Annotated in this window: 23 protein-coding genes, 1 rRNA gene and 1 pseudogene; 8 read left to right on the top strand and 17 right to left on the bottom strand. The window is 49.0% G+C overall.

Features of this window, described 5'->3' with window-relative positions; translation table 11 throughout:
- The first annotated feature begins 610 nt into the window (after positions 1–610).
- Positions 611–2689 (top strand): winged helix-turn-helix domain-containing protein, encoded by a 2079-nt coding sequence (locus tag L1285_RS08305; protein WP_235411886.1) that lies wholly within the window; start codon positions 611–613, stop codon positions 2687–2689.
- On the opposite strand, the gene L1285_RS08300 is transcribed toward L1285_RS08305, so the two are convergent.
- A complete protein-coding gene (locus L1285_RS08300; protein WP_235411884.1) occupies positions 2652–3473 on the bottom strand; it encodes an alpha/beta hydrolase in 822 nt (273 codons plus the stop codon). The genes L1285_RS08305 and L1285_RS08300 overlap by 38 nt on opposite strands.
- A gap of 182 nt (positions 3474–3655) precedes the next feature.
- Complete coding sequence (locus L1285_RS08295; protein WP_235411882.1) at positions 3656–5758, bottom strand: TonB-dependent receptor plug domain-containing protein; 2103 nt, start codon at positions 5756–5758, stop codon at positions 3656–3658.
- Positions 5759–5834: 76 nt separating this feature from the next.
- Here L1285_RS08295 and L1285_RS08290 point away from each other — a divergent pair, with 76 nt between their 5' ends.
- Positions 5835–6224 (top strand): MerR family transcriptional regulator, encoded by a 390-nt coding sequence (locus L1285_RS08290; protein WP_235412201.1) that lies wholly within the window; start codon positions 5835–5837, stop codon positions 6222–6224.
- Positions 6225–6294: 70 nt separating this feature from the next.
- Complete coding sequence (locus tag L1285_RS08285; RefSeq protein WP_235411880.1) at positions 6295–7479, top strand: alpha/beta hydrolase family protein; 1185 nt, start codon at positions 6295–6297, stop codon at positions 7477–7479.
- A 428-nt stretch (positions 7480–7907) separates the two neighbouring features.
- Here L1285_RS08285 and L1285_RS08280 read toward each other — a convergent pair whose 3' ends face one another.
- From L1285_RS08280 to L1285_RS08265, 4 genes and pseudogenes are all read right to left on the bottom strand, one after another.
- Positions 7908–8714 carry a hypothetical protein gene (locus L1285_RS08280; RefSeq protein ID WP_235411878.1) on the bottom strand — a complete coding sequence of 269 codons (807 nt, stop codon included), beginning with the start codon at positions 8712–8714 and terminating at the stop codon, positions 7908–7910.
- A 994-nt stretch (positions 8715–9708) separates the two neighbouring features.
- Positions 9709–10011, bottom strand: a pseudogene (locus tag L1285_RS08275) (NAD(P)/FAD-dependent oxidoreductase); the annotation flags it as partial.
- A gap of 42 nt (positions 10012–10053) precedes the next feature.
- Complete coding sequence (locus tag L1285_RS08270; RefSeq protein ID WP_235411877.1) at positions 10054–11022, bottom strand: WD40 repeat domain-containing protein; 969 nt, start codon at positions 11020–11022, stop codon at positions 10054–10056.
- Positions 11023–11214: 192 nt separating this feature from the next.
- Positions 11215–12402 carry an NAD(P)/FAD-dependent oxidoreductase gene (locus L1285_RS08265; RefSeq protein ID WP_235411876.1) on the bottom strand — a complete coding sequence of 396 codons (1188 nt, stop codon included), beginning with the start codon at positions 12400–12402 and terminating at the stop codon, positions 11215–11217.
- 369 nt (positions 12403–12771) lie between these two features.
- Here L1285_RS08265 and L1285_RS08260 point away from each other — a divergent pair, with 369 nt between their 5' ends.
- Positions 12772–14877 carry a S8 family peptidase gene (locus L1285_RS08260; protein WP_235411874.1) on the top strand — a complete coding sequence of 702 codons (2106 nt, stop codon included), beginning with the start codon at positions 12772–12774 and terminating at the stop codon, positions 14875–14877.
- Between the two features lie 319 nt (positions 14878–15196).
- A complete protein-coding gene (locus L1285_RS08255; RefSeq protein ID WP_235411872.1) occupies positions 15197–15601 on the top strand; it encodes a hypothetical protein in 405 nt (134 codons plus the stop codon).
- Positions 15602–16024: 423 nt separating this feature from the next.
- Here the strand turns inward: L1285_RS08255 and rpoS are convergent, their stop codons facing one another.
- From rpoS to L1285_RS08205, 10 genes are all read right to left on the bottom strand, one after another.
- Entirely contained in the window at positions 16025–17008 is a 984-nt protein-coding gene (gene rpoS / locus L1285_RS08250) for an RNA polymerase sigma factor RpoS (RefSeq protein ID WP_046007307.1), read from the bottom strand.
- A gap of 55 nt (positions 17009–17063) precedes the next feature.
- On the bottom strand, positions 17064–17888 hold the full coding sequence (locus tag L1285_RS08245; protein WP_235411870.1) for a peptidoglycan DD-metalloendopeptidase family protein: 825 nt from the start codon (positions 17886–17888) through the stop codon (positions 17064–17066).
- 80 nt (positions 17889–17968) lie between these two features.
- Complete coding sequence (locus tag L1285_RS08240) at positions 17969–18607, bottom strand: protein-L-isoaspartate(D-aspartate) O-methyltransferase (RefSeq protein ID WP_235411868.1); 639 nt, start codon at positions 18605–18607, stop codon at positions 17969–17971.
- A 5-nt stretch (positions 18608–18612) separates the two neighbouring features.
- The gene (gene surE, locus L1285_RS08235; protein ID WP_046007297.1) at positions 18613–19362 is read right to left on the bottom strand and encodes a 5'/3'-nucleotidase SurE; all 750 of its coding nucleotides are present in this window, start codon (positions 19360–19362) and stop codon (positions 18613–18615) included.
- Entirely contained in the window at positions 19343–20407 is a 1065-nt protein-coding gene (truD, locus tag L1285_RS08230) for a tRNA pseudouridine(13) synthase TruD (protein ID WP_235411866.1), read from the bottom strand. Before truD ends, surE begins: the two co-directional genes overlap by 20 nt.
- Before the next feature lies 1 nt (position 20408).
- Positions 20409–20888 carry a 2-C-methyl-D-erythritol 2,4-cyclodiphosphate synthase gene (gene ispF / locus L1285_RS08225; protein ID WP_046007299.1) on the bottom strand — a complete coding sequence of 160 codons (480 nt, stop codon included), beginning with the start codon at positions 20886–20888 and terminating at the stop codon, positions 20409–20411.
- A complete protein-coding gene (gene ispD, locus L1285_RS08220) occupies positions 20885–21586 on the bottom strand; it encodes a 2-C-methyl-D-erythritol 4-phosphate cytidylyltransferase (RefSeq protein ID WP_235411864.1) in 702 nt (233 codons plus the stop codon). Before ispD ends, ispF begins: the two co-directional genes overlap by 4 nt.
- Entirely contained in the window at positions 21576–21860 is a 285-nt protein-coding gene (gene ftsB, locus L1285_RS08215; protein ID WP_046007301.1) for a cell division protein FtsB, read from the bottom strand. The genes ispD and ftsB overlap by 11 nt, the downstream gene beginning before the upstream one ends.
- Positions 21861–21913: 53 nt before the next feature.
- Positions 21914–22561, bottom strand: coding sequence for a hypothetical protein (locus L1285_RS08210; protein ID WP_235411862.1), 648 nt, complete (start codon positions 22559–22561; stop codon positions 21914–21916).
- 93 nt (positions 22562–22654) lie between these two features.
- Positions 22655–23137, bottom strand: a complete 483-nt coding sequence (locus tag L1285_RS08205) for a DUF2947 domain-containing protein (RefSeq protein ID WP_046007303.1) — start codon at positions 23135–23137, stop codon at positions 22655–22657.
- 54 nt (positions 23138–23191) lie between these two features.
- Between L1285_RS08205 and L1285_RS08200 the strand changes: the two genes are divergently transcribed.
- The 3 genes from L1285_RS08200 to L1285_RS08190 all read left to right on the top strand — a co-directional run bounded on the left by L1285_RS08200 (position 23192) and on the right by L1285_RS08190 (position 25512).
- On the top strand, positions 23192–23416 hold the full coding sequence (locus tag L1285_RS08200; RefSeq protein WP_235411859.1) for a DUF1653 domain-containing protein: 225 nt from the start codon (positions 23192–23194) through the stop codon (positions 23414–23416).
- Between the two features lie 75 nt (positions 23417–23491).
- Positions 23492–24325 carry an AAA family ATPase gene (locus L1285_RS08195; RefSeq protein ID WP_235411857.1) on the top strand — a complete coding sequence of 278 codons (834 nt, stop codon included), beginning with the start codon at positions 23492–23494 and terminating at the stop codon, positions 24323–24325.
- 2 nt (positions 24326–24327) lie between these two features.
- Positions 24328–25512 (top strand): vWA domain-containing protein, encoded by a 1185-nt coding sequence (locus L1285_RS08190; protein ID WP_235411855.1) that lies wholly within the window; start codon positions 24328–24330, stop codon positions 25510–25512.
- A gap of 452 nt (positions 25513–25964) precedes the next feature.
- Here the strand turns inward: L1285_RS08190 and rrf are convergent.
- A 5S ribosomal RNA gene (gene rrf, locus L1285_RS08185) occupies positions 25965–26079 on the bottom strand.
- Between the last annotated feature and the right edge of the window lie 3 nt (positions 26080–26082).

Genomic DNA, 26082 nt, shown 5'->3' with positions numbered 1-26082 from the left:
TGTCTCCGTCATCCCGGCCTCCGAGCCGGGATCTATCTACAGGCCACTCGCAAGCGGTAGCTTTACTCTGACACTTACATTGCTGTTACCGTCCGCAGCAGCCGAGCTGTGTTTTAGATGGCTCCCGGCTCGCTGGCCGGGACGACAAGGGGAAGCTGGTCGGTAGCGACTCAGCACGCCAGCTTTACTCAAATACATACAAGCTCACATTACTATTACCGTCCGCAGCAGCTGAGCTGTGTTTTAGATGGCTCCCGGCTCGCTGGCCGGGATGACACGGGGAAGCTGGTCGGTAGCGATTCAGCACTGCAGCTTTACTCAGACGCATACAAGCTCACATTACTGTTACCATCTGCAGCAGCCGAGCTGTGTTTTAGATGGTTCCCGGCTCGCTGGCCGGGATGACAAGGGATGCAGGCCGGGATAAAAAGGGGAAGCTGGTCGGGAGTGATTCAGCACGGCGGCTTTATTCAGGCGCCTACAACCTCATACCACTGCCCGCAGCAATACACTGTCACAATTCACCGGAGCAGATCTGCGCTTGCACACCTCGACAGACATAATATTGCGCCGTACACTCAGTACCGGATTCAGGCAGTAGCGGATTACGATGGCACAGACAAGATTCTTTATTAACGAGTTTGAAATCGATCTCTCCCGCAGTGTGGTGATCCAAAACGGCCAGCATACTCAGGTCGAGCCCAAAGTGTTGCAGGTACTGCTGCTACTGGCAAAGCGCCAGCGAGAGCATGGCGAGCAGGTGGTCACCCATGAAGAGATCATGACGCACGTCTGGCAGGGCGTTGAAGTGGTGCCCAATGCCCTGCAACGCTGTATTGCCATTTTGCGCAAGGTACTGGGAGACAATGCCAAAAACCCCAACATAATTGCAACACATCCCAAAATTGGATACCGCTTACTGGCGCCTGTGCGCTGGCCAGAGCCCAGCACCGAAAACCACCAAACCAGAACTAAAAAGTCTTACTTTAAAAAACCTTTATTGATAGTAAGCACTCTCTTACTCGGTATCTTGTTATATTTTTCCTGGCCCGCAACTCAGCCGCCCGGTTATACCCGAGTGACTCCGCTAACCCACACCGATGCCCATGAATCCCATGCTATTTTTAGCCCCGATGGCGATTATCTTGTCTTTAACCGGTATGCCGGAAGCTGCACCAGCCACTTATGGGCGCGGCACATAAATAGTGGCCAAGAGCAGCGGCTCAGCGCCACACCCGGGCAGTTCGGTGCGCCAGGCTTTACCCCGGATGGCCGCGAGCTGGTGTTTGCCGCCAAAGCCGATTGTGAGCAACCTAGCGCCCAGCCCTGCTGGGCACTGGCTACGCTTGATTTTGCCCAGGCGCTCACTAAGCCACACGCTATCGAGCCGCGTTATTTGTGCGATGCAGGGCAGCCTATGGCCCTCAAAGCGCTACCCAACCATACGTATGCCTATTTGCAAAGCGACGCAAGCCAAACTCGGCTGGTGCAGTACAACGACCTGACCAAAACCGTCGGCACCTTATATTCCGCAGCAGACGACTACCTGTACCACTTTGACTATCATCCACACCAGCAGCACTTTGCCCTGTTTAGCCGGGATCAGTCGCTGAATTACGTTCTGACAGTGCTAGATAAAAACGCGCAAACAGTGCAGCGCAATACCATTACCCTGCTGCCACACATGGACCCAACCGCCTCGCTCACTGGCCACTTTACTCCCGATGGCCATACTCTGCTGGTTGTCAGCAACGGCCAGCTTTACAGCCTTACCCTGAGTGGCAAATTAAGCCTGCTTCCTGTGCCCGCCACTGGGCTGCTTGGGGCAGACAAACATCCGACCCGCCAAACCTTGCTGGCTGTAAATGGCCAGAAGGACATTGATATTGCACACCTGAACCTCAGCCACACAGACTCGGCTGTTGCTGAACCAGTACATGATCTGAACGCCCGCGCCCTGCCCTACCCGAGCCTGTCGCGCACACAGGTACAGGAGCGGCAGGCTCAGTTTTCACCCGACGGCCAGCGGATTGCTTTTATTTCTAATCGCAACGGTGCGGATCAGCTCTGGGCTTTGCAGGGTGAACAGGCCGTTGCAATTAGCAATACCAGCGCCTCGCACACCATTCATGGCTTTGCCTGGTCGCCGGATGCCAGACACTTACTCTGGGCACAGGGCGGCAAACTGCATCGCGCTGATTTATCTGGCCAGCAGCACAGCCTGAGCACAAAATTGCCGGTTCATTCGGTACAGGCCTGGCATCAACCAGGGCAAGTGCTGGTGCTGATCAACGACCCAATGCCCGGCGGGCTGTATCTGTATAATTTAGCAAGTGGTGAGCTGAGCAAACTGGGTATTAATGGCGTGCACCGCGCATGGCTGGCAGGTGAGCAGGTGTACTACAGTGACGCACAGGGCAAGGTAAAGCGCTTTACACTGGGTGAAGGCCCCACCCACGCCAAAACACTTACCGCCCTGAATGGACGCGCTATGGTCATAAAAGATAAGCATATTTACAGCGTAGTTCAGACAAATCTGACACTAAACCGCTACGACTTAGACGGCAAGCTGCTCAACACGCTGCGCTCCCTGAAGCCCACCGCGTGGAAAATCAGCGACGTGCATCAGGCGCAGCTATTACTGGAGCAGTTTATTGGTATTGAGCAGGAGCTGGTGCTGATTGACTAGCGGTACTAGGCTCATCCTGCCAAAGCCACTTAAGAGAATCGACTAACACTTTGCCACCGTGCTCCAGCGTATGTCCGCCTTGGCCAAAAGCGAACTGATAGTGGTAACCCTTAAATTTCAGTGCTGACGCCATTGCCTGATTGCCAAGCGCCCAGTTACCATAGCGGGTGTCCAGATCCTTCTCGCCACTTTGCAGATATACCTTAATCGGCTTAATGTGCTCGTTTCGGATCAGATAGGGGTATACGCCGCCACCTCTGATATCCACAAAGCTGCCGCAGTGACTGAGCACTTTACTGAATTGATCGCTGCGATACCAGGCGACTGTCCAGGCGCAGATCCCACCCGAACTAAACCCGGCGATCGCCCTGTTTTTTGGATCCTGTGAGACATTCAGGCCGCTTAATGCGTCAGGAAGTAACTCGGTTAGCAAAAAGCGAGCATACTGATCGCTCACCGTATCGTATTCAATGCTACGCAGAGTATCGGGGTGATGGTCCGGCTTTTCCTGCACAGCTACTTCGCCCGGGTTAACAAAAACCGCTATGGTATGGGGCATGTCACCGGTTTCGATCAGCTGATCAAACACCGCTGGAATATTCATCGGCTTGTCCGGATTGATATACTGATAACCATCCTGGAAGACCATTAAGCTCGACGCGTGATCAGCGTGATACCCATTCGGAATATACACCCAGTAATCCCGAGTTGTGGCCGGGTAAATCTCACTTGAAAACCGGCGATGGATTAACTCTCCTGCCAGCGTGTCAGAGGCTAACTGCATTTTATATTTCCTTTATCCCTTTTTTAGGAAAAGTATACCACTCGCAGTCTTACTCTGAGAAGTCGAATCGCTCCCGGCTCGCTGGCCGGGATGACTAAAGACGCGATGGCCGGAATGAAGAAAGCCACCTGGTTTCAGACTTAAAACAGTAAAGTCAGGCACCAAACGGCCTCACCTGAGGGTTAATGACCAAACTTAATGCGCACACCGGCATTGACAATAAAGCCATCATTGCGCGACCAGATATCCGTTGTCCACTGACCACTGAGGGCCTGCTGTGGTAACAACAACGGATGTTCGTCGGTTTGCTTCACATCCAGCAGGTTCTCAAAGTTAATAAACCAGCTGTAACGTCCGGTGGTGATCTCGCCCATTAAACCCAGGTGCCAGTATGGATCGGACTCAGTGACAAACGGATTAGCATTCAGGCGCTGTGGCCCGGTGTAATAAGCCTCAAACCCGGCGCGGAAGTTGCCGTGTTGCTCCCACATGGCCACAAATCCGGCTGAGTGCTTAGGCGTCAGTGCAATCTCAGTGCGTGTCTGGCCATCCTCGCTTTGGGTTGCATCCAGATATAAATAGCTGGCGGTTAGTTTTACGTCGCGCCAGTAATAACGCAGCAGCACTTCTGAGCCTCGGATCTGGCTCCCGCCCAGCGCATTGGTTAGCCGTACCTGGGTCGGCGGTGTACCATCCGATGTTGGCACTACTTCCAGCTCGGTTACGTTATCCACGTTCGAGCCAAACAGGGTCAGACTGGTTTCAACCGAATCAAAAGTATAGGTAAAGTCCAGCGAAGCGGTTTCGGCCTCCTCCGCCTGCAATTCACCGATGGGCGCTAAGCGCGATAAACCCGCTGCTTCAATGTCTTCCACGAACGGCGTTGGCGCAAAGTAGCCCTGCGCATAGGAGCCGCGCACCGTCAGCTCACCCGGACGATACAACAAGGTCACTCGCGGACTAAACTGAGTACCATATTCATTATGATCATCTACTCGCGCACTCACCGAAGCGGTCAGCGTATCGCTCAGGGTGTGATCCAGCTGCGCAAACAGGCCAGGCACCTCATAGCTGTAATCAAAGGTCGGAAACGTCTCGGATTCAAACACATCCGACTGATAGGCCACGCCCAGTAGCCAGTCGGTTTTGTCGTTGTAACCACTGACACTGGTTTCAAACAAATAGCTTTCGTGCTTATCTTCTTCCAGCACCAAACCAAAGCCGTGCTCATGGTTTTGCACCATGGCCGATGAGCGCGCATGCAGCGTCAGCGTGTCGGACATCGGCTGGCTATACACCAACCCGCCGTCCAGACGTTCTGAATCCTGCGTTTGTACATACGGATTGCCATCCGCCATGGTAAACCCATCTTTTGTACCACCGTTACGCTGCTCGGTCATGGCACCCGCTGTCACGTACAAGGACTCGCCCTGCTCACCTTCCCAGAACAAGCGCGGCCGTGCGGTGTAGCGCTCATACCCGGCCAAATCGAACCAGCCGTCGTTGTCTATATCTTCGGACTTTTGATGGTGTGCGCCCAGCGTCAGCGAACCTTTCAGGTCATCGCTCAGCGGGCTTTCGATATAAGATGTCAGATCCTGGCCATCACGGGTGGTCAGATTCAGCAGCACCTCGCCCTTGAACTCGTCGCCCGGCTTGCGAGAGATCAAGTTGATCACCCCACCCAGCGCCGAGCCACCATATAAAGACGACGCCGAGCCTTTGATGATCTCCACCCGGCCTAAATCCGTGGGTGGAATTTGCAACAAACCAATCGACGCGGCCTGATTACCATACAGCGGCAGACCATCAGCCAGCAGCTGAGTGTAACGACCATACAAACCCTGCAATCGAATATTGGCACTGCCCAATGCAGGCGAGGTAGTCTGCATCCGAACCCCACCGGTTTCTGCCACCAGCATGGAGATATTGCCCGGGCGCATCGCCGCCTTTTCTTCGATTTCTTCGCGGTTGATCAGCTCCACCCGCACCGGCTGCTCATCGGCAATCCGGCCAGAGCGCGTTGCCTGAATGACGATTTTTTCCATCTCATGACCGTGATCATCGTGGTACTCACCTTCAGCGTGCGCATCATGGTCTCCGTCTCCATGCCCTTTTTCTTCCGCATGGGACTCATGTTCATGATGCTCAGGCCCTGGCGCAACCAGCGCAGCACTCACAGCAGTGGCCAGCGGACTCAGCGGTGCCGCGACACTCGCCGACATCCCCAGCGATAAACAACTTAATGACAAAACCAAACCGGCAGAACGAAACAGATCAGACATAACGAATTACTTGACCCTCAGGACAGGAATAAATGATACTGCCGATGCTAAAGGTTACAGCGACTGGAAGGTCAATATGAAAATCAGCGAACTTGCGACGAAATCCCAGATAAATGCGAAAACCATCCGCTATTATGAACAAGTTGGTTTAATCAGCGCACCACAACGCGCCAGCAACGGTTACCGCCACTACCAACCGGGCGACGTAGACACCCTGATATTTATTCGCCGCTGCCGCGAACTCAACATTCCGCTGGACGACATCAAACGCCTGGTAGAAGTACAGGCCGACCCCAACGCCTCCTGCGCCGTGGTCGATAAAATCATCGCCGAACAACTCGCTCAGGTACAACGCGCCCAACGCGAACTCGCACTGCTGGAGCAATCCCTGCAAACCCTCGCCTCATGCAGCGCCGAGCAGGTAGAAAAGTGTTCGATTTTGCATAAGTTGAATGCGCGGGAATAAGCTGAAATATACCTGAAAGTGTTATAACCTAAAGTTATACACGCCTGATAAAAATAACAAAAATCTACTGATGCCACGACTATCACTTTACCTGCTGTTCAGCCTATGCTGCCTGCTAACTACACAGCCATTGTTTGCGCAGCTCAGTATTGACCACACTGAAAATACACTTAACCTGCCGTTGGAGCACCCAGTTGGCACGCATTACATGCATTTTGAGGACTTAAATCGTCCCGGCCACAGGACACAACCCGACATGCCCAGGCTATTTGGTATCCGATTTTTTTACCCCACCAACCTAACTGCCAGCAACCAGAGATTACCGCTGTTAAGCAATCAGTTTTCGCGCTCGCACAGTCTGATTTATGATACAGACGCAGATATGACACATATCGCTCCGCTGAGCTCAATGACATGGAACATAGCAGCAGATAGCGAAATTAAGTTATCACACGACGCTTTACCCCTGATCGTTTTTTCCCACGGTTATTACCTTAATCCCGAGTTGTTTACCATCATGGCTGCACATATCGCCAGCCGGGGATACCTGGTTGCTTCTATCAATCACAGCTTTGGCTCGGATTATTATCAGCCGCCCGATTCAAAAGCATTAAAAACGATAGACCTGCCATCAGACGATCTGGGCATTGATTTACCCATGTGGTCTGCTGATCAGCGTTTTGTACTGGCTAAAGTAAAACAAATGAATCACGACCCGCAAAGCCCGTTTTTCAACGCCCTCAATGGCCAGGTAGGTATTCTGGGTCATTCTTACGGTGGCGCAGCGGCGTTTTATACTGCGGCAAAAACACCCGCAGTAACCGCTATTGTTAATATGGATGGCACTGTATTTGGCTGGCAAGATATCACCATTACACAACCTTTTATGTACGTGCAGGCAGACGAAGAATACTTCAGCGAAATCTTTCTCAACGTACACAATAAAGGCTACTTAGCGCTGTTTGAATCGCTTAATCACGTCAGTTTTTCTGACATTGTGGTACTAAAAGACTGGCTAGAAAACGGCCTAAAAGACACGCCTCAATTCAATGCTATCCTGGACGTAGCCAGACTAAATGCCGCTTTTTTTGAGCACCACTTTAATCACACCGAAGCCGCATTTGCGCCAGCTATCAAAAGCAAAACCCCATTTTCCGTAACACTCTCTGACTGCAACGCTAGGCATAACAACTCAGCAACGCCATTGCGCTGCCTGATACATCGAATTAAGCACTGGACACAACAGTTATTTTAGGTTGGATTTGCGTTGCGTCATTTCAATTTGCATTTAATCGTTTCAGCCATGTGTCTGAGCGGCTTTGCAGCAGCCCTATTATTGGCAAATAATGCACACCAAATTCTACGTCCTGGCACTGTCTGCCACTCAATTAAGCTAAGCGCCATGCTTGGGGAAAGCTGGGTCTATGAGTTCGGTTTCAAACAGCCGTTTTTGAGGGGCTTCTGCGTAGACTTTGGTTTTAATTGTGGTCTCATTTCACAATGTTTTGAGGTTTTGGCGTTGAAAAGTTGCAAAACAAGGGCAGTCAAGCTGCCTAAATCTTCAGATAAATCAGAAAATTAAGTGCTTTTCAGTGATGACAAATTATAACTTTTTTAACGTTCAATCGCGTTTTTGAAATTAAAGCACCACTTTAAACGGCGCTTTAATTTCATATAAAACTCTTAACTGTTCACTACTTTTTCAATATGCTTTTTTACTTCTTCAGAAGTTTTGACCCAATCAACCTGTCTAACACTCGGGTCATTCTGAGTGATGCTATTTACTACATATTCTACGATTGAACCATCACGATAAGGATAGAACCCAGCACTTATTACAACTTGCTCTCCAGTTGACAAAGTAAGTGTATATGTATCTTTAAATTGACGATGTGCAGCATCAGCTTGACCTGCTCTCCAGCTATGGCGAGTCATCAATCGATCAAAATTACCTTTGATGGATTCAGTGTTAAACTTTGAAGTGATGTTACCTTTAAAGGTAATTTCTTGCCTTGATAAGTAGCCATACAGCTTATCAATTGTCATTTTAGGGATCGGTTTAAATATTAAAAAACCACCTCTGGATAGCGATTTCAACTTAGGTGTAATCGTCAAAATTTTGTGGTTTTCTTTTTTAGTAACTGTTACATCCGCAAGATAACTTGCGCATGATTTATAATCAGTTCCATTTGGATACCTTTCACCATTACATGCACTAATATCTAGCTCAGAAGTTTGTGTATTAGCTGTATAATCAACGGAAAAGTAATTGTATATATTAGAGCCTTGCTCTCGGCTTCCATTTTGAAAAGGTCTGAAGTTAACATTCCAAGTTTTTGTATTGCCAACTACATCGTTAGGCAAAATTACTTCGAATGACTCCATATTACTTAGTACCTGAGGAGGAGGAAGTGGTGTCGCTTTACAGCCAACCAATGTGCTGCAAACCAAAACAGCAGGTAGGTAATTTTTTATTCTTTTTAATTTCATTCTTAATCCTTAATTTACAAATGAACAGCGCTTATGAGAAAACCAAGAAAAAACCTTTACACTATTGATTGTAATGGATTTTTATACCTAATAGCACCCCCTGAATTCAGCCGGTAAATGCAATATCATCAATCAATATCACGACCTTGCTGGTGTTTTTGTTATTGCCGTAGCAGTATCATCTCGTTATGAAAACTGGAAATACTGTGTAGCGCTGGGGTACACCGGTTACCTTGTTTCAGTAAATTAAAAGTACTTGATGGCATAACATAATATGCCATTGAACCAACTATAGAAGCATCGAAGACCCGCTCGTTGATTTTGACTTTGTTCATGCGTTTTGTTCGAAACGTGATAAAGTAATACGCAGCGCAAAGGTTTGGTATGTGGAAAGTGTGCTCAGACCTGTTTTGGATGATGGATTAAAAGAAGATCTTATCTTTGCAACTGTAGCCAATAAAACACACTCTGATTTAGTCATGATGTGCTCAAAAGTATAATGTGAACACATTATTCAATTATCCTGAGAATATTTGAAACCATCGATGCCAACCAGTCCCTAAACAGCATGCTCCTAAAGGTAATCAAGAAATAAAAGTCTTCCCAATCGACAAACTTATAACAAATAGACTGTACCGAATACGTTCACCTATCTTTGAAAATATGGCAAAGAATCACAAAGGCGAACGCGCAGGCATTGATGCTAGTGATTTTCAGGAAATCATGAAGTAATTTGGGAACCATAAAAACAGTATTGAATTGCGCAGGGTAAAACAGGACTATGCAGACGGACGCTCCCAGAAAGAGAAATACGACGTCACCAAATACAAAATTTTCTATTCAACTGTTGTAAATGAGAAATTTTTAACGCTGTTAGCGTCATATTTGCTCCTTCAAATTGAGCAGGCATTAAGTGAAATTGGTATAAATAGCTTGTCTTCGTTTTGATTAACTCACACCTCTAACACACCTGTTTGCACGCCCAGCCGCAGTTTCAGGCGTCCTGAAAGTTGTAGCCGCCGAGCCAGCCAGTGACGTCGGTAACTTCACCGATAAAGTACAGGCCGGTACTTTTTGGCTTCGAAGGTTTTGGAGCTGAACTTGTCGGTGTCAACACCGCCTAAAGTGACTTCGGCGGTGCGATAACCATCTGTGCCACTGGGTTTGATATACCAGTGGTTCGGCATATGGACCAGAGTATCAATTTCACTGTGGGTGAGCTGGTTGGCATTTTTTCTGGTACGGTTTGCTCGTTTATTACTACCTCAACAAAGCGCTTAGGTAACACAGCACTAATTAAGTGCCCTGCTCATGACGCCAGTTTTCCCCTCATATGGGCTTAAAGTAGAGGCTTGATTGGCCAAGTTTCCACAACCCCATCATTTGTTTCACTGATGACCATTTGCCTGGACTCATCCATTGCGATGCTGAGTACTGACGCCCGATCTCGGCCATCGATTTTATTCGCCATAAATTTTGCTATTAAATCCCCATCTGCAACGCGCCAGATCTGCACTTTTTGATTTGGCGAGGCGGTGAGTAACCACTGATCATTGTTAATAAATGCCGACTGATTAAACTCTATGAAGTTGCTAAATGTAGACAAGGAGGAGCTTAACTCTTGTGATTTTAAATCAATAAATTGACGAGCATTCACAGAGTCCAGTACAAACGCCATCGTCGCATCTGCGTTAAGAGAAACATGATTAACTCTGGTTGAAAATTTATAAGACTGTAACTCTTTGCCTGTTTGCACATCCCACAACTTAACGAATTTATCGCTGGAACCTGTCATCGCAGTGCGCCCATCAGCTGACAGCGCCACAGTATTCACATCTAAGTCGTGTAATGTGTGTTGTGATCGACGATTGCTTCTGACATTTATTACTTCCGTTATGCCGCTTCTGTAGCCTAACAGTAGCGTTTCACCGTCGCTGGATATCGCTATATCTCTGATAATATTTTCACCGCTAGTCCACGCGCCTAACAGCTTACCCGACGTGGCAGAAAACAGGCTAACAGACAGCCTGTTGGATATATAAAACACACTTGCGTTGTCAGCAATACCGGTCAACTCAATATTGCCCTCAGCGATACAGGGAAATACTTTTTTATCTGAGATGTTACTCCACAGGCAAACGTTATCTTGCCTTGCAATGACAGACAAAGCACCGTTTCGAGATAGGTCTGACGATTGTACTAACCCTGAGCCATGTTTCTTTTGGGCACTTGCAGGTGTTTCAAAATGAGAGTCAAACAAGCAGCCCGTCAATAGTAATGACAAGGCCATCGCGGATATTTTTTTCATTTTTATAATCCTTTCAGTATTAGGCACTCAAGCTAATAAGCTTTTTCCGTATACACGTTCACAGCTAAAGTTGTTACCCTCAGCATATTCCAGCAACTTACCTGATTGTAATGGCAGAGTAAAATGGGACACCTAATTAGAAGATTAGATGACCCGTCTTAGCAGTATACAAACTGTATTATTACACCCTACCTAACACGCCTGTCCGCACGCCCAGCCGCAGCTCCAGGCATATTGGAAGTTGTAGCCGCCGAGCCAGCCGGTGACGTCGGTAACTTCGCCGATGAAATACAGGCCCGGGGCTTTTTTGGCTTCGAAGGTTTTAGAGCTGAGCTCATCGGTGTCGACGCCGCCTAAGGTAACTTCAGCGGTGCGATAGCCCTCTGTACCATTGGGTTTGATATGCCAGTGGTGCAGTGCGTGGGCCAGCGTGTCGATTTCGCTGTGGCTGAGCTGGTTGGCATTTTTTTCCGGCAAGGTTTGCTCGTTCATTAAAACCTCAACAAAGCGCTTGGGCAATATAGTACTAAGCAGGTTTTTCAAAGACTTATTACCCTGCTCCTGGCGCCAGTCGTGCAGCTGTGCCTGCATATCGGTCTCAGGCAGCAGGTTCACAATCACGCCCTGCCCGGCGCGCCAGAAGGAGGAGATCTGCAAAATTGCCGGGCCCGAGAGGCCACGATGGGTAAACAGCAGGTTTTCTTTGAAGCGGGTGCCGTCTTCGCTTTGTGCAGTGCAAGGTAAACTGACGCCGGCCAGGCCATCAAAGCGGGCTTTATCATGGTCGTGTAAAGTAAAGGGCACCAGCGCTGCCATGGTGGGCAACACTTTCAGGCCAAACTGCTCGGCAATTTTATAGCCAATGGGGGTGGCGCCCAGTTTGGGCATAGTGAGGCCACCAGCGGCCACCACCAAAGACTCACAACTGAATACCTGCTCTGAGGTAGTAACAAGATAACCCCCGCCCTCGGTGCGCTCTACCTTAATGACTTCGTTGCGCAGGAACAGCTCAACCCCGGCCCACTCGCATTCGGTTAGCAAAATGTCGACTATGTCCTGCGCGCTGTTATCACAAAACAGCTGCCCCAGGGTTTTATGGTGATAAGCCAGGCCGTGGCGGTCCACCAGCTCAATAAAGTCGTGCTGGGTATAGCGGCTCAGGCAGGACTTCACAAAATGCGGGTTTGCGCATAAATAATTCTGTGGTGTGGCACCCTCATTGGTAAAATTGCAACGACCACCGCCGCTAATGAGTATTTTTCGGCCTGCTTTTTTGCCCATATCAACCACCGCCACATTGCGGCCCCGATACCCAGCCTGTGCCGCGCACATCAGGCCAGCCGCGCCCGCGCCGATGATCACCACATCAAAGTTCAACATTGTATATTGTGTCCTGAAAAAGTTATGCGCTTATTGTATCAACTTATGCTCTGGAGGTGGAGTAATGCGATTATTTAGCAAACAAAGGCACATAAATTTATCACAAGTAGTAATAAAATATTAACCATTTACAATCATTTACATTACTAACTAAATCATACTTCATCCTGTAACAAAGAATAATTATGCAATAAAAACAACAGATTATTGCAATAAATGAACTATCTAGCCATCCGCTTATAACTAAAACAATAGTGTAAATAACAAAACAGCACTTTAAATACTTTAACCAACTCTTTACCTTCGATAACCATCTGCTTGCACACGCAAACAGAACAACAACAAGTAAGAAACTAGGGAATTCTAAGAATGACAACACGTAACCTAAAAATCGGCGCGGTAGCGCTGGCAATGTCTGGCATGTTTGCCGCCTCTACTGCTATGGCTAATAACGTTGAAGCACTTAACAACAGCGTAAGCATGGCGCAACTAAGCCAGAAAATGCAGAGCCAAAACACAGCCGGTACGCAGTTCATCATCAAGTATAAAGACAACAGCAACCAGCTTATGTCTGTTTCTGGTGCTGATATGTCACCAGCTATGATGAACTCACGCGCTCAAAGTTTCGTGAAGAACTTCAAAAGCAAGAAAAAATCTTCACTACAAACTAAGTACGTTCGTAAGATGGCACTGAGCAACCACCACGTTATGCGTGTTGACAAAAAGCTAACTCCGGCAGAAGCGCAAAGCCTGATGCAGGAAATGGCAGCAACCGGCAACATCGAATATATCGAAGTTGACCAAATGCTACAGCCGTTCGCGACACCAAACGATCCGCGTTACTCAGATCAGTGGCACTATTTTGAAGCAGCTGGCGGTATTAACGCTCCAGCAGCATGGGACAAAGCAACGGGTGACGGTGTAGTTGTTGCGGTACTGGATACGGGTTACCGCCCTCATGCCGACCTGAGCGCGAACATCCTGCCAGGCTACGACATGATCTCTGACATTTCTGTTGCAAACGATGGCGGCGGCCGCGATAGCGATGCACGAGATCCGGGTGATGCAGTGTCTGCCAACGAGTGTGGTTACACGCACAGTGCACGCGACTCAAGCTGGCACGGTACGCACGTAGCGGGTACTGTTGCAGCGGTTTCTAACAACGGCGAAGGTGTTGCCGGGGTTGCATACGATGCGAAAGTTGTACCGGTTCGTGTACTTGGTAAGTGTGGTGGTTTGACTTCAGATATCGCAGACGCGATTGTCTGGGCATCTGGTGGCTCAGTATCTGGCGTACCTGCTAACGCAAACCCAGCTGACGTCATTAACATGAGTTTGGGTGGCAGCGGTGCATGTAGCTCTACCACTCAAAATGCAATCAACAAAGCGCGAGCAAACGGTACAACCATTGTTATTGCAGCAGGTAACGACAACGACAACTCTGCAAACTACAACCCAGGTAACTGTTCTGGCATCATCAACGTTGCGTCTGTAGGTCGTAACGGTGGCCGTGCTTACTACTCAAACTACGGTTCAAACATCGACGTTGCAGCGCCAGGTGGTGCTCAAAGCTTCGCAAATGACCCAGAGGGTATTCTGTCTACTTACAACGCAGGCAGCAACACGCCTTCGAGCGACAGCTATGCTTACTCACAAGGTACGTCAATGGCGGCACCACACGTTGCGGGTGTAGCGGCGCTTATCAAGCAAGCTAAACCTACTGCAACGCCGGACGAAGTAGAAAGCATTCTGAAGAACACAACACGTAGCTTCCCAGCGACTTGTACAAGCTGTGGTACTGGTATCATCGATGCATCAGCCGCGGTAGATGCAGCGCTGAACGGCACAGGCGGTAACGAACTGGAAGATGGCGTTGCTAAAACTGGCCTGTCTGGCGGCGCAAGCAGCGAAACATTCTACACATTTGACGTCACCAGCGGTGTTAGCAAAGTCACCTTCACTATGAGTGGCGGTACAGGTGATGCTGACTTGTACGTACGTGCAAACGCTCAGCCGACTCAGACAACTTACGACTGTCGTCCATACGAAGGTGGTAACAACGAAGTGTGTACCATTGATAACCCATCTGCTGGTACTTACCACGTAATGATGCGCGGTTACTCAGCATACAGCGGTGTTAGCCTGAAAGCTGAAACAGAGGGTGGCTCTACTGGCCCGGTTTCTTTGACTGAGTCTAACCTGTCTGCAAGCACAGGTGGCTGGGTTCAGAAGTCACTAGACGTACCTGCGGGTATGAGCAGCCTGACTGTAACCATCTCTGGTGGTACAGGCGACGCTGACCTGTTCGTTAAGCAAGGCAGTGCACCTACCAGCTCTAGCTATGACTGCCGTCCTTATAAAGGTGGCAATGCAGAGACGTGTACTTTCACTAACCCACAAGCGGGTACCTGGTACTTCGGTCTTAACGCTTACAGAACTTTCTCTGGCGTAACATTGAACGCACAGGCTCAATAAGCAACATTCCCCAGGCTTTATAATGAGGGCTAAACCTTAGGGTTTAGCCCTTTTTTATTGGCTGTGATTTGGTGTTGTTGCTTCCCGACTCGCTGCCTTGATCATACGTGCACCATCAATCTGCACTCAAACAGCCTTTCAATCAAAATATTCGATGATCTTAACTGCTCGGTCATCCATTATTCGCCATTTCAATCGAATATCTAGCGACGACTCAAAATTTGTTTTGAATATAGTGGTCAACTAAGCCCGCACCTCAACCTATAAAGTGGCGTGATTTTTGCCTTTAAATTTAGGTCAAAACGAAAGGAGATCTCACATGAATATATCAAATACTCACGCTGTTTATGGTCACTACAATCCTATTGAAGTATCTAAAAAACAAAATGCTGCCAGTCAGGAGTTACCGTCTTTAGATTCTGAAAACAAGGAGTCGAGTACAAAAGGCCTTGATATGCGGAACGTGTCTCAGGAAGACATAAAAACCTTAGCGAAAGTGACCGGAGATGATCGCGTGTGGCAATATATCCCATTTGAAGAATTTGAATTTCAAGGAGATACACTTGTCGGCGTAGAAAACAAAGACTATCTGGGTGCTTTGGAACGTCGGATTGAGTACAACCGTAGTATCGGCCAACCTACTCAAGGCTATGAAGAAACCTTAGCGGCTCTCAAAAGCTATCAGGGTTATGTTTTACCGAAGGGGCTCAGTGTGACCGCTTAAACGCGAACACGACCTGTCAAAGCTTTAGCAGACGCATCTATCAGTTATCATGATTAACTCCTGGCTAAATGATTTTACAGGGATACAGTGTATTGGTTTGGCTCGTCGGCTACCAATTTTCTGCTCAGGAACCGGGGTGAAAGAGTTTGAGCACCTCAAAGCAATGCGCTGCGTATAGAGCAAAGTATTGTCTATATATATGGAGCGCCATTGTAAAACGCGCACTGAGAATAGTCAGGCTCAGCTTTTTTCTCGCAACGCCTTGATGTGATGGCAGATAAAGTAATAACAGAGAGCGGGAGTGTGTTGGAAAGATGCGTGAGTCACTCAAACAACGGAATGACTCTACGAGTATGTTTCTGGCAGCGCTAGACTAATTCAGCTAATAAAATGAGACGATAAAAACATGCGCTGCACCTTTGCTTACATTTGTTCAAACAAGCTGTCGGTACTTAACCCCTCGTGTTGCAGAATGTCTTTTAAGCGACGCAGTGCCTCTACCTGAATTTGACGCACACGCTCACGTGTTAAGCCAATTTCACGACCTACATCTTCCAGCGTTGATGGCTCGTAACCCAATAAGCCAAAGCGACGTGCCAGGACTTCTCTTTGTTTCGGGTTTAACTCACCTAACCAGTCAACAATGTGTCGGTTAATGTCTTTGTTCTGAACTTCGCTTTCCGGCTCATAGCCCCGTTCGTCTGCAATAATGTCAAGCAATGCCTTGTCATTATCGCCACCTATCGGCGTATCCACTGAAGTGATTTTTTCGTTCAGACGCAACATCTTACTAACGTCTTCAACCGGTCTGTCGAGCGATTCTGCAATTTCTTCGGCAGTTGGCTCGTGGTCCAGTTTTTGCGTCAGCTCACGTGCTGTACGAAGGTACACATTAAGCTCTTTAACCACATGGATAGGTAAACGAATGGTGCGCGTCTGGTTCATAATGGCCCGCTCAATGGTCTGACGGATCCACCAGGTTGCATAAGTAGAAAAGCGGAAACCCCGTTCCGGATCGAACTTCTCAACGGCCCGGATCAGGCCTAAGTTTCCTTCTTCAATCAGGTCAAGTAATGCCAGTCCCCGATTGTTATAACGCCGCGCAATTTTTACCACCAAACGCAGGTTACTTTCGATCATGCGCTTTCGTGAAGCCTCGCAGCCTCTAAGCGCTTTACGTGCGAAATACACTTCTTCTTCCGCACTGAGCAGTGGCGAAAAGCCAATTTCTCCCAGATACAACTGAGTTGCATCTAAATTCTTAACGCTGTCGTCCTTGGCGAAAAGCTCTTCATCATTTTCAATGTCTTCGAGTAGCTCCGATTTAGGCTCCTCGACTGAAACATCATCGAACTTCTCGTCCAACTCTGGATTTACTTTACTATTCAATTTTGCTGTTTGAGCCATAAGCATCCCCCCAAGCGAATAAGTGACAGTCTTCCATCATTACGTCGATAGGCTATTATTTAGGCAAATACCTACTAGGATTTACGGCCTGTCCGCGGTAACGGATCTCGAACCGCAACGCAACAGATGATGCGTCTGTATCTCCCATTTCGGCAATTTTTTGCCCGGCTTTAACTTGCTGCTGCTCTCTTACTAGCAATTTGGAATTGTGAGCGTACGCGCTAAGATAATCATCGGTGTGTTTCAGAATGATTAAATTGCCGTAACCCCGTAATGCGCTCCCTGCGTATACAACAACGCCATTTGCCGCAGCCTTAACAGATGTTCCCTTTTTATTTGTAATCTGAATTCCCTTATAGCCGTTTTCTTTGACAGAAAAACGTCGGGTCACCTTACCAACTGCGGGCCAGCGCCATCGTACCTTATTATTTGACAACTGTTTGGTATGACTGGATTTTTCGCTGGCTTGCTTTTGAACATACTCTCGTTGCTTAGGTCGATCAAGCTCTTTTTTCGGTGTTATGTTATTTTTTTGTTTTTTATTGGTTAATTTTGCGGTTTTATTCGGCTGCTTTTTGGACGATTTATACTTCTTTTTCGGATATTCTAATAAGATGAGTTGACCGGGGAAAATGGTGTAAGGAGGCTTAATTTTATTGATTTTGGCAACAGTTCTGACATCCTTATTTGCACTAAAAGCAATAGCAAATAATGTGTCACCTTTTTTAACCTTATATTGATTATTTTTTATTTGAATTTTTTGTTTATAACTGGTCTTACCTTTGGAGAGGTTAACAACTGGGGCTGGGGAATGTGGCGTCGTACACGCGGCCAGAAAATAGCACAATAGCAATAGAGTATTGATGCGCGTCCGATTCATGCCTTGATTACTTTCCGCTTGTTAATTCGACCATCCACTTTAGCATACTCAACTGGATTTTCTCGCCTTTTTTGTCACTTCTAGCTAAGTGCGCCCGGCACCAGGGGCACAAAACGCACCTCGGCCAGTTTATTTTCAATGAACTGCTGGCCTTGTCGCTGGTACAGAGTGAGTACCTGATATTGTTCACCGACCGGGATCACCATCACGCCGCCATCCGCCAGCTGCTCCAGTAACGCTTGCGGCACCTGCGCTGCCGCCGCTGTCACTATGATGCCATCATACGGGCCTTTAGACGCCCAGCCCTGCCAGCCATCACCATGCTTCATGGCAACATTGTATAAATCCAGCATATGCAAACGGCGCTTGGCCTGCCACTGCAAGGCTTTGATCCGCTCTATGCTGTACACTTCGTCGAACAGCTGGGCCAGCACTGCGGTTTGATAGCCTGAGCCTGTACCAACCTCCAGGATTTTCTTGCGCACCCCGGCCTGGCGCAACAGCTCGGTCATTCTCGCCACCACCAGCGGCTGAGAAATGGTCTGCCCCTGGCCAATCGGCAGCGCTGTGTTCTCGTAGGATTTATGCTGCAATACCGTATCAACAAACAGGTGCCGGGGCGTGATCTCCAGGCAGTTTAATACCTCAGGGTCGCTGATCCCATGGCGACCTAAGGTCGCAACCAGGGCCTCAGCGCTGCGTTTGTAGTTTTTGAGCAACGTGCTTACTCCTGCGCGGCTATCCAGCTTGACAATGAATCCAGGCTTTCATGTGCTGTCATGTCTACTTTCAGAGGCGTAATGGCGGCATACCCCTGCTTCACCGCATAGAAGTCTGTGCCTTCGCCAGCATCCAGCTCCTGGCCCAATGAGCCATACCAGTATACATCCCGATTCCAGGGGTCCAGTTGCCGGGTCATGGTTTCGGCTTTGTGTCTGGCACCCAGGCGAGTGACCTGCATGCCTTTGAGATCAGACAGCGGAATATCCGGCACATTGATATTAATGATCTGATCTTTGGGCAGCGGATGACTTTTCAGTGCTTTGATCAGTTTAACCGTGACTGCGGCGGCGGTTTCGTAATGGGCTTCGCGTTTTGAACACAATGATACGGCAATGGCGGGCAAGCCAAGGTGACGTCCTTCTGTGGCCGCCGCCACGGTGCCGGAATAAAGGGTATCGTCGCCCAGGTTAGCGCCATTATTAATGCCAGCCACGACCAGATCCGGCGCTTCGTCCAGCAGCTGGTTCACGCCCAGGTGGACACAGTCGGTAGGTGTTCCATTGACGCTTATAAAGCCGTTTTCCAGCGGGGTTGCCCGCAATGGGTTCAGCAATGTCAGTGAGTTACTCGCGCCGCTGCAATTGCGATCAGGTGCTATCACCACGACTTCTGCAATTTCGCACAAAGCTTGGTAGAGTACTTCAATGCCTTTTGCATGGACTCCGTCATCGTTACTGAGCAGGATCTTCATCTTGATTGCTTCCTTTTTTATCATAATTGCGATGGCTGACATCTTCATGATGCACCAGCTCACGCAGTATCGCGGTGGCATAACACCCTTTTGGTAAATCAAAACTAAGCTGAACTGTGGTCGCGTCGAGTGTTTTCACCGCCAGGTTTTCGGGGATCACTCTGAGCGCTCGGCGCTCGTTTTTAAGCCCCAACGCACCCAACCCCTGCCACCAGTCGGCAAAGGGTTTGAGCCACTCTATCTCAAGCGCAGTGAGACCTTTTTCGCCTTTGCCAAGCAGCGGGGCCGATAACACAATGTCAGCCTCGAGCAGCCGGACTATCAGCTCGTCACTGATGTCTTCTTCAAAAAACGCGTTGCTGCCACTGAGCATAAAGACTTCGCGATGCCAGGTTTTTGCCAGGCCGTGTTCAGCAACCCGCCTTGAAACCAGCTGATTAAAAATGTGCGAGCGCGCAGCCGAAATAACCAGGCCTCGTAGTTTTTTATCACGGATCCGCTCTCCATCAAACAGCCTTTGCGCCATTTCCAGGTTATAGCCATCATGACCAAAGCGTTGCTCACCAAAGTAGTTGGGCACGCCCTGACGCACAGCATTCACTCGTGACAACAGATCCAGCAGTTCACTGACATTACGTAATGTAATGGTAAAACGATTACCCTTATGACACCCGGTGCGTAATTTTCGGTTGTGACGAACCTGCTTTAACACAAACAGGCTATCGCAGTTGAGCGTGCTGAAATCAAGCTCCTGCTTGATTGGTACCGGAACACTAAACCACTGAGTACACACACCGTGACGGTCTTTCAGTCCGCCGTAGCTGACATCCCTGGGGGCGACGCCGGCAAACGCAGCCAGCTTACGGGCGATAAAAGCGGTGTTTTCGCCTTTTTTAACTATCTGCAGGCAAACGTGTTCGCCTTCGCCGGTAAAGTCAATGTCGAGGATCTCGTCGACCATAAAGTCTTCCGGCTGAGACTTAAACTCAGCCCGCGCTAATGGCTCACCGTAGAGATAATTCAAATCAGATACAGAGGTTTTCACACTAGGCCACCTTCGTCAGCAACACCACGGCATGGCTGGATATGCCTTCTTTGCGCCCTTCAAAGCCCAGCTTTTCGGTGGTGGTGGCTTTAACATTGACCTGGCCGATATCGGCGTTGCAGTCTGCCGCCAGGTTGGCGCGCATAGCATCTATGTGCGGGCGCATTTTTGGTGCCTGTGCCACAATCGTAACGTCCAGATTACCAAGCTGATAACCCAGTTCGCTGACCTGCTCCATCACTGAGCGCAGCAGGATCCGACTGTCGATGTTTTCAAACTCTGCGGCGGTATCAGGAAAGTGCTTGCCAATGTCGCCCAGTGCCAGTGCCCCGAGTAAGGCATCGCACACGGCATGAATGGCCACGTCACCGTCGGAATGTGCAATAAACCCCTGACTATAGGGGATCTTTTCGCCACAAATGGTTAGCGGGCCTTCACCACCGAACTTATGAACATCAAACCCGTGACCTATGCGTATCATAGTGACCTCGCTTTGCTTTGTTGTGACATCAGAAAACTGGCCAGTGCGTAGTCTTCTGGTGTGGTAATTTTAATATTGTCTGAGCGGCCGCTGACTAACCGTACGGGTTGCCCGGCCTGCTCGATGGCAGATGCCTCATCGGTCACCTGTAACTTGTTTTGCCGTGCCTGCAGCAATGCTGTGAGAAGTTGCTGATAAGGGAAGAACTGCGGTGTTAACGCTTGCCATAAGGTTTCTCTTGGCACCGTCTCTTCGCTGTGGCTGGTGCCGCGCTTAATGGTATCTTTGACTTTACTCGCCAGGATCCCCCCTTCCTGATGTGTTAAGCATTTCTCAATCAGGTTGGTGATATCGCTAACCTCTACCAGCGGACGCGCAGCATCATGGACCAGCACCCAATCAGGTGGGGTATTTTGCATGGCCAGTAAAGCGTTTAGCACGGAGTCGGCGCGTTCCTGCCCGCCCGTCACCCGGGTAACAGACAGCGCACTTAAATCAAGCGCTGCAAAATAGCCATCGGTTTCACTCACCGCGACATAGATTTTATCCAGCTTGGGCACATTCGCCAGTTTGCTGAGCGTATGCTCAAGCACAGTCTTATCGCCAATTTTCAGGTATTGCTTGGGGTGGTTCAGCCCCATTCTGGCCCCTACGCCGGCAGCAGGTACAACCGCTGCAATGGTTATGTTATTCATCATGCTTCTTTGGTAATACACGGATAAAAGTTTCGTTGGGTTTGATCATCCCCAGCTCATGGCGAGCGCGCTCTTCGACCCCTTCAAGGCCGAGCTTAAGATCTTCGATATCAGCTTTTAGTAATTTATTTCGTTTTGCCAGGTCGGCATTGGCGGCTTGATGTTTATCGACCGCCGCTTTGATGCGTCTGAAATCTTCCAGGCCATTGTGCCCGAACCACAGATTGTATTGGGTGTATGCACACAGACATAGCAATGCAAGTTGGAAATATCGCATCAGGGCTACCTTAATTGCTTTACAGGATCATGCATTGCCCCAGGCAATGTGCACTACTTGCGTTGTTGTTTTTTCCTGACGTTTGGCCAGTTTATACTGCTCGCCAGTAACATTTCACGTAATCCCAGTGTTCTGGGTGGCAACATTTTATGATATTGCCAGCGGTGACCACAACAGGCAGCCGTCATTAATGCTTTACTGGGTTTGAGTAAATAGCGTGTTGCTGGCAATGGGGCATACTCATCATCACCGTGCGCTTTGCCTGAGTTATCAAACCAGCCAAACTGGTTGCAATGCCAAAAGTCATCACGGCTCTGGTCGAGCGTGTCTAAATACAGGCAGGTAATCCCGCCATCAACAACCAGCACCGGCACCACTAACCCAACCGTGGCCTGGTTAGCGTAATAAGCCTGGGTTTGCTCAGCTTGCCACTGAGGGCATTTGCCTTGCTTAGCCAGCCAGCAGCCATTGTGGCTGTCAAGCTCAAGGGGCACCTCGCCAAGCACAATGTGCGTAGCGGCTCGCTCTACGTAATAAGGCAGGCTGTTTAAGCGCCTTTGCAACCGCGCCGGGTCGGGCTCTGCCGATAAGCCGGGTATTTCGCGCGCGTAAAAGACATTCGCCAGCTCAGCATACGCTAACCGGGTTGCTTCATCCTGCCATATCGTGCTTTGTTGCTTAGTGTGACCTGGACCGTTCAAAATGCCTCCTTTACACAGAGGTTATATCACGACCACACGGTTAAATATAGCGCACTAACATGAAAGCCATCGATATCAGGCTGACAAGCACAATTACGGGTTTTTAGGTCGCTTGCCGAGTCTGGCTTCTCCGGATTCACTGAACATCACCGCCGTATCACGCTTTTTACCCAGCAGCAGGCTGCCATCGGCCAGAAACATAAAGTTCTGCCAGGTGCGCTTAAATACATCAAACTGGGTTTCAATGATCAGTTCACGCGACATACAAAAGTACACTGTGGTGTTGTCTTCCCAGTTAAGGAAATCACAAATGGTGTCTGGCAGGGTCGCTTCACCCGCTTCCCATGGACCTTCCCAATCCAGGCTTTCATGCCAGTTTTCTTCTTTACCTGGCCAGTCATGGGGCGTAAAAAAGTCGGGGTGATCCTGCTCACGACTGACCATAGTGGTCCACAGCACCGCAGCACGTTGCTCTGTCATCGGCTTGATCCGAGCCAGATCGGCCTCCTCAATGGGCAAGTCCTGATGACGAAACACCCAGGCTTTCTTGAACGCATCGAGCGCAATATAATTCATGTCAGATACCTATTAATTAAAACCCCGACATTATACCCAATTGGAGCAACGACCGTGAGCAAAGAACTTAAACCTGGCATTTACCAGCATTACAAAGGTCCTAAATATCAGGTGCTGTTTGTCGCCACCCATAGTGAAACCGAAGAAGCTATGGTGGTATACCAGGCCTTGTATGGCAACTTTGATCATTGGGTGAGGCCGCTCAGCATGTTCTGTGAAACGATTGAAGTAGATGGCCAGCAGCGCCCACGTTTTGCATATCTGGGGGCCGCCGAATGACGCATATTTGCACTGCCCGACTGCGCTGTGGCACACTGAGCCTCTATTACTCATCAGACCAGAGTTAAGAAGTTTATGTTTAAAGGTACCGAGTCTTATATTGCCAGCACAGCGCTGCAACAGGCTGTGAATGCAGCCGTGATCCTGGAAAAGCCACTTTTGATCAAAGGGGAGCCTGGCACGGGCAAAACCCTGCTGGCCGAAGAGCTGGCCAAAAGCCTGGATACAGAGCTCATTCAGTGGCACATCAAATCGACCACTAAAGCGCAGCAAGGCCTGTATGAATACGATGCGGTATCGCGTCTGCGCGACAGCCAGCTGGGCGATGCCCGGGTGCACGATATTGGCAACTACATCATTAAGGGCAAGCTGTGGCAGGCCTTTACTCAGGCAAAACGCCCCGTCCTGCTGATCGACGAAATCGATAAGGCAGACATTGAATTCCCCAACGATCTGCTGCTTGAGTTAGACCGCATGGAGTTTCACGTGTACGAAACCGGTGAGCAGGTTAAAGCACAGGTTCGCCCTATTGTGATCATCACCTCCAACAACGAAAAAGAGCTCCCCGATGCATTTTTACGTCGTTGCTTCTTCCACTATATCGACTTTCCGGACAAAGAAGAGATGCAGGCGATCATCGATGTGCACTTCCAGGCAATTAAGCCCCGCCTGGTAAAACAAGCGCTGGAAGTGTTTTTTGAATTACGCAGCGTGGCCGGGTTGAAGAAAAAGCCCAGCACCAGTGAGCTGCTCGACTGGCTTAAACTGCTACTGGCAGAAGACATTGACCCCGAAACACTGCAAGACCGCAGCCACAAAGGTGGATTAATGCCCATGTTTGGCGCACTGCTGAAGAATGAGCAAGATGTGACCTTGCTTGAGAAGCTGGCTTTTTTAGGTAAGCGCTGATCATGTTGATCGACTTTTTATTCACGCTCAGGCGCTACGGGGTCAAAGCCAGCCTGCGGGAGCTGCTGGACTGTCTGAATGCGCTCGATAAAGGCGTGTGTTTCGCTGACATCGACGGGTTTTATCATCTGGCCAAAACCATCTTTGTCAAAGATGAAACCCAGTTCGATAAGTTTGACCGCGCCTTTGCCGATTACTTTGAAGGGGTGGAGTCTCTGGATCTGTTCAGCCAGTTGCAGCAAAATGCCCTGCCACAGGACTGGTTACGCAAAGAGTTTGAAAAGCATCTGAGTGAAGAAGAAAAAGCTAAGCTGAAAGCGCTCGGTGGACTCGATAAGTTACTGGACACCCTGAAGCAACGGCTCGCCGAGCAGCAAAAGCGCCATGCCGGTGGCAACAAATGGGTAGGCACCGGTGGTACCTCGCCTTTTGGGGCGTACGGTTATAACCCGGAAGGTGTGCGAATTGGCCAGGACGGCAGTCGTCACCGTCGTGCGGTCAAAGTCTGGGATAAACGCCAATACCGTAACTTAGATGCCGACAGCGACATCAACAACCGTACCATCAAGCTGGCGCTTAAGCAGTTGCGTAAATTTGCCCGCAGTGGCGCCAGCGATCAACTCGATTTGAACGAAACCATCCGCGCTACGGCTAAACAAGGCGGTATGCTGGATGTGAAAATGGCCCCTGAGCGGCACAATGCTGTCAACGTCATTATGCTGTTTGATATCGGCGGATCTATGGATGATCATATTCAGATCTGTGAACAGCTATTCAGCGCCGCACACAGTGAGTTTAAACACCTGGAGTTTTTCTACTTCCATAACTGTGTGTACGAGCATGTCTGGCAGGATAACGACAGGCTGGATAACACCTTGCTCGATACCCATCAGCTGATCAACCGCTTTGGCCGGGATTATCGACTGATCTTTGTCGGCGATGCCACCATGGGCCCCTATGAAATAGCCTACCCCGGCGGCAGCATTGAACACTGGAATCAGGAGGCTGGTTCAGTGTGGTTGCAAAGACTCACTCAGCATTTTGATAAAGTCGCCTGGCTCAACCCCCAGCCAAAAACACACTGGCCCTACTACCAGTCTATTGGCCTGATCGATGAGCTGATGGCAGGTCGCATGTTTCCGTTAACTTTAGATGGGCTTAGCGAAGCAATTAAAGAACTCAGCTAATGAAAGTACAAAGTGCAAATTACAATGACAGCGAGCAACGCGAGTACATTTACTTTGCGCAAGGTGAAATAAGCCATTTTAGAGAACGCAGACCTATTCCACCATCCAACCCAGCTTCAAGGATGAATAGACAACACCATTCTTTCTACAACTTTTTTAAATTGCACATAGCAAAAAACCCGCTGCATTGCTGCAACGGGTTTGACGTACATGGAAGTACGAATGTCGATGATATTCATGGATGAATTAAGTGCAAAGTACAATGACAGCGAGCAACGCGAGCACATTTACTTTGCGCAAGGTGAAATAAGCCATTTTAGAGCACGCAGACCTACTCCACCATCCAACCCAGCTTCATGGATGAATAAACAACACCGCTCTTTCTACAACTTTTTTAAATCGTACATAGCAAAAAACCCGCTGCATTGCTGCAACGGGTTTTTCTTATAAGGCCCTGGCGATGTCCTACTTTCACATGGGAAACCCCACACTATCATCGGCGCTATTTCGTTTCACTACTGAGTTCGGCATGGGGTCAGGTGGTTCCAAAATGCTATTTTCACCAGGAAA

The sequence above is a fragment of the Pseudoalteromonas sp. DL2-H2.2 genome (assembly GCF_021532535.1).
GTDB classification, from domain to species: domain Bacteria; phylum Pseudomonadota; class Gammaproteobacteria; order Enterobacterales; family Alteromonadaceae; genus Pseudoalteromonas; species Pseudoalteromonas rubra_A.
The sequence above is the reverse complement of the archived record's forward strand: the minus strand, read 5'-3'. Positions and strand labels throughout refer to the sequence as shown.

Coding starts and splice junctions, on each gene's coding strand:
- L1285_RS08305 (WP_235411886.1), top strand. CDS start 611: ATGGCACAGACAAGATTCTTTATTAACGAGTTTGAAATCGATCTCTCC.
- L1285_RS08300 (WP_235411884.1), bottom strand. CDS start 3,473: ATGCAGTTAGCCTCTGACACGCTGGCAGGAGAGTTAATCCATCGCCGG.
- L1285_RS08295 (WP_235411882.1), bottom strand. CDS start 5,758: ATGTCTGATCTGTTTCGTTCTGCCGGTTTGGTTTTGTCATTAAGTTGT.
- L1285_RS08290 (WP_235412201.1), top strand. CDS start 5,835: ATGAAAATCAGCGAACTTGCGACGAAATCCCAGATAAATGCGAAAACC.
- L1285_RS08285 (WP_235411880.1), top strand. CDS start 6,295: ATGCCACGACTATCACTTTACCTGCTGTTCAGCCTATGCTGCCTGCTA.
- L1285_RS08280 (WP_235411878.1), bottom strand. CDS start 8,714: ATGAAATTAAAAAGAATAAAAAATTACCTACCTGCTGTTTTGGTTTGC.
- L1285_RS08270 (WP_235411877.1), bottom strand. CDS start 11,022: ATGAAAAAAATATCCGCGATGGCCTTGTCATTACTATTGACGGGCTGC.
- L1285_RS08265 (WP_235411876.1), bottom strand. CDS start 12,402: ATGTTGAACTTTGATGTGGTGATCATCGGCGCGGGCGCGGCTGGCCTG.
- L1285_RS08260 (WP_235411874.1), top strand. CDS start 12,772: ATGACAACACGTAACCTAAAAATCGGCGCGGTAGCGCTGGCAATGTCT.
- L1285_RS08255 (WP_235411872.1), top strand. CDS start 15,197: ATGAATATATCAAATACTCACGCTGTTTATGGTCACTACAATCCTATT.
- rpoS (WP_046007307.1), bottom strand. CDS start 17,008: ATGGCTCAAACAGCAAAATTGAATAGTAAAGTAAATCCAGAGTTGGAC.
- L1285_RS08245 (WP_235411870.1), bottom strand. CDS start 17,888: ATGAATCGGACGCGCATCAATACTCTATTGCTATTGTGCTATTTTCTG.
- surE (WP_046007297.1), bottom strand. CDS start 19,362: ATGAAGATCCTGCTCAGTAACGATGACGGAGTCCATGCAAAAGGCATT.
- ispF (WP_046007299.1), bottom strand. CDS start 20,888: ATGATACGCATAGGTCACGGGTTTGATGTTCATAAGTTCGGTGGTGAA.
- ispD (WP_235411864.1), bottom strand. CDS start 21,586: ATGATGAATAACATAACCATTGCAGCGGTTGTACCTGCTGCCGGCGTA.
- ftsB (WP_046007301.1), bottom strand. CDS start 21,860: ATGCGATATTTCCAACTTGCATTGCTATGTCTGTGTGCATACACCCAA.
- L1285_RS08205 (WP_046007303.1), bottom strand. CDS start 23,137: ATGAATTATATTGCGCTCGATGCGTTCAAGAAAGCCTGGGTGTTTCGT.
- L1285_RS08195 (WP_235411857.1), top strand. CDS start 23,492: ATGTTTAAAGGTACCGAGTCTTATATTGCCAGCACAGCGCTGCAACAG.
- L1285_RS08190 (WP_235411855.1), top strand. CDS start 24,328: ATGTTGATCGACTTTTTATTCACGCTCAGGCGCTACGGGGTCAAAGCC.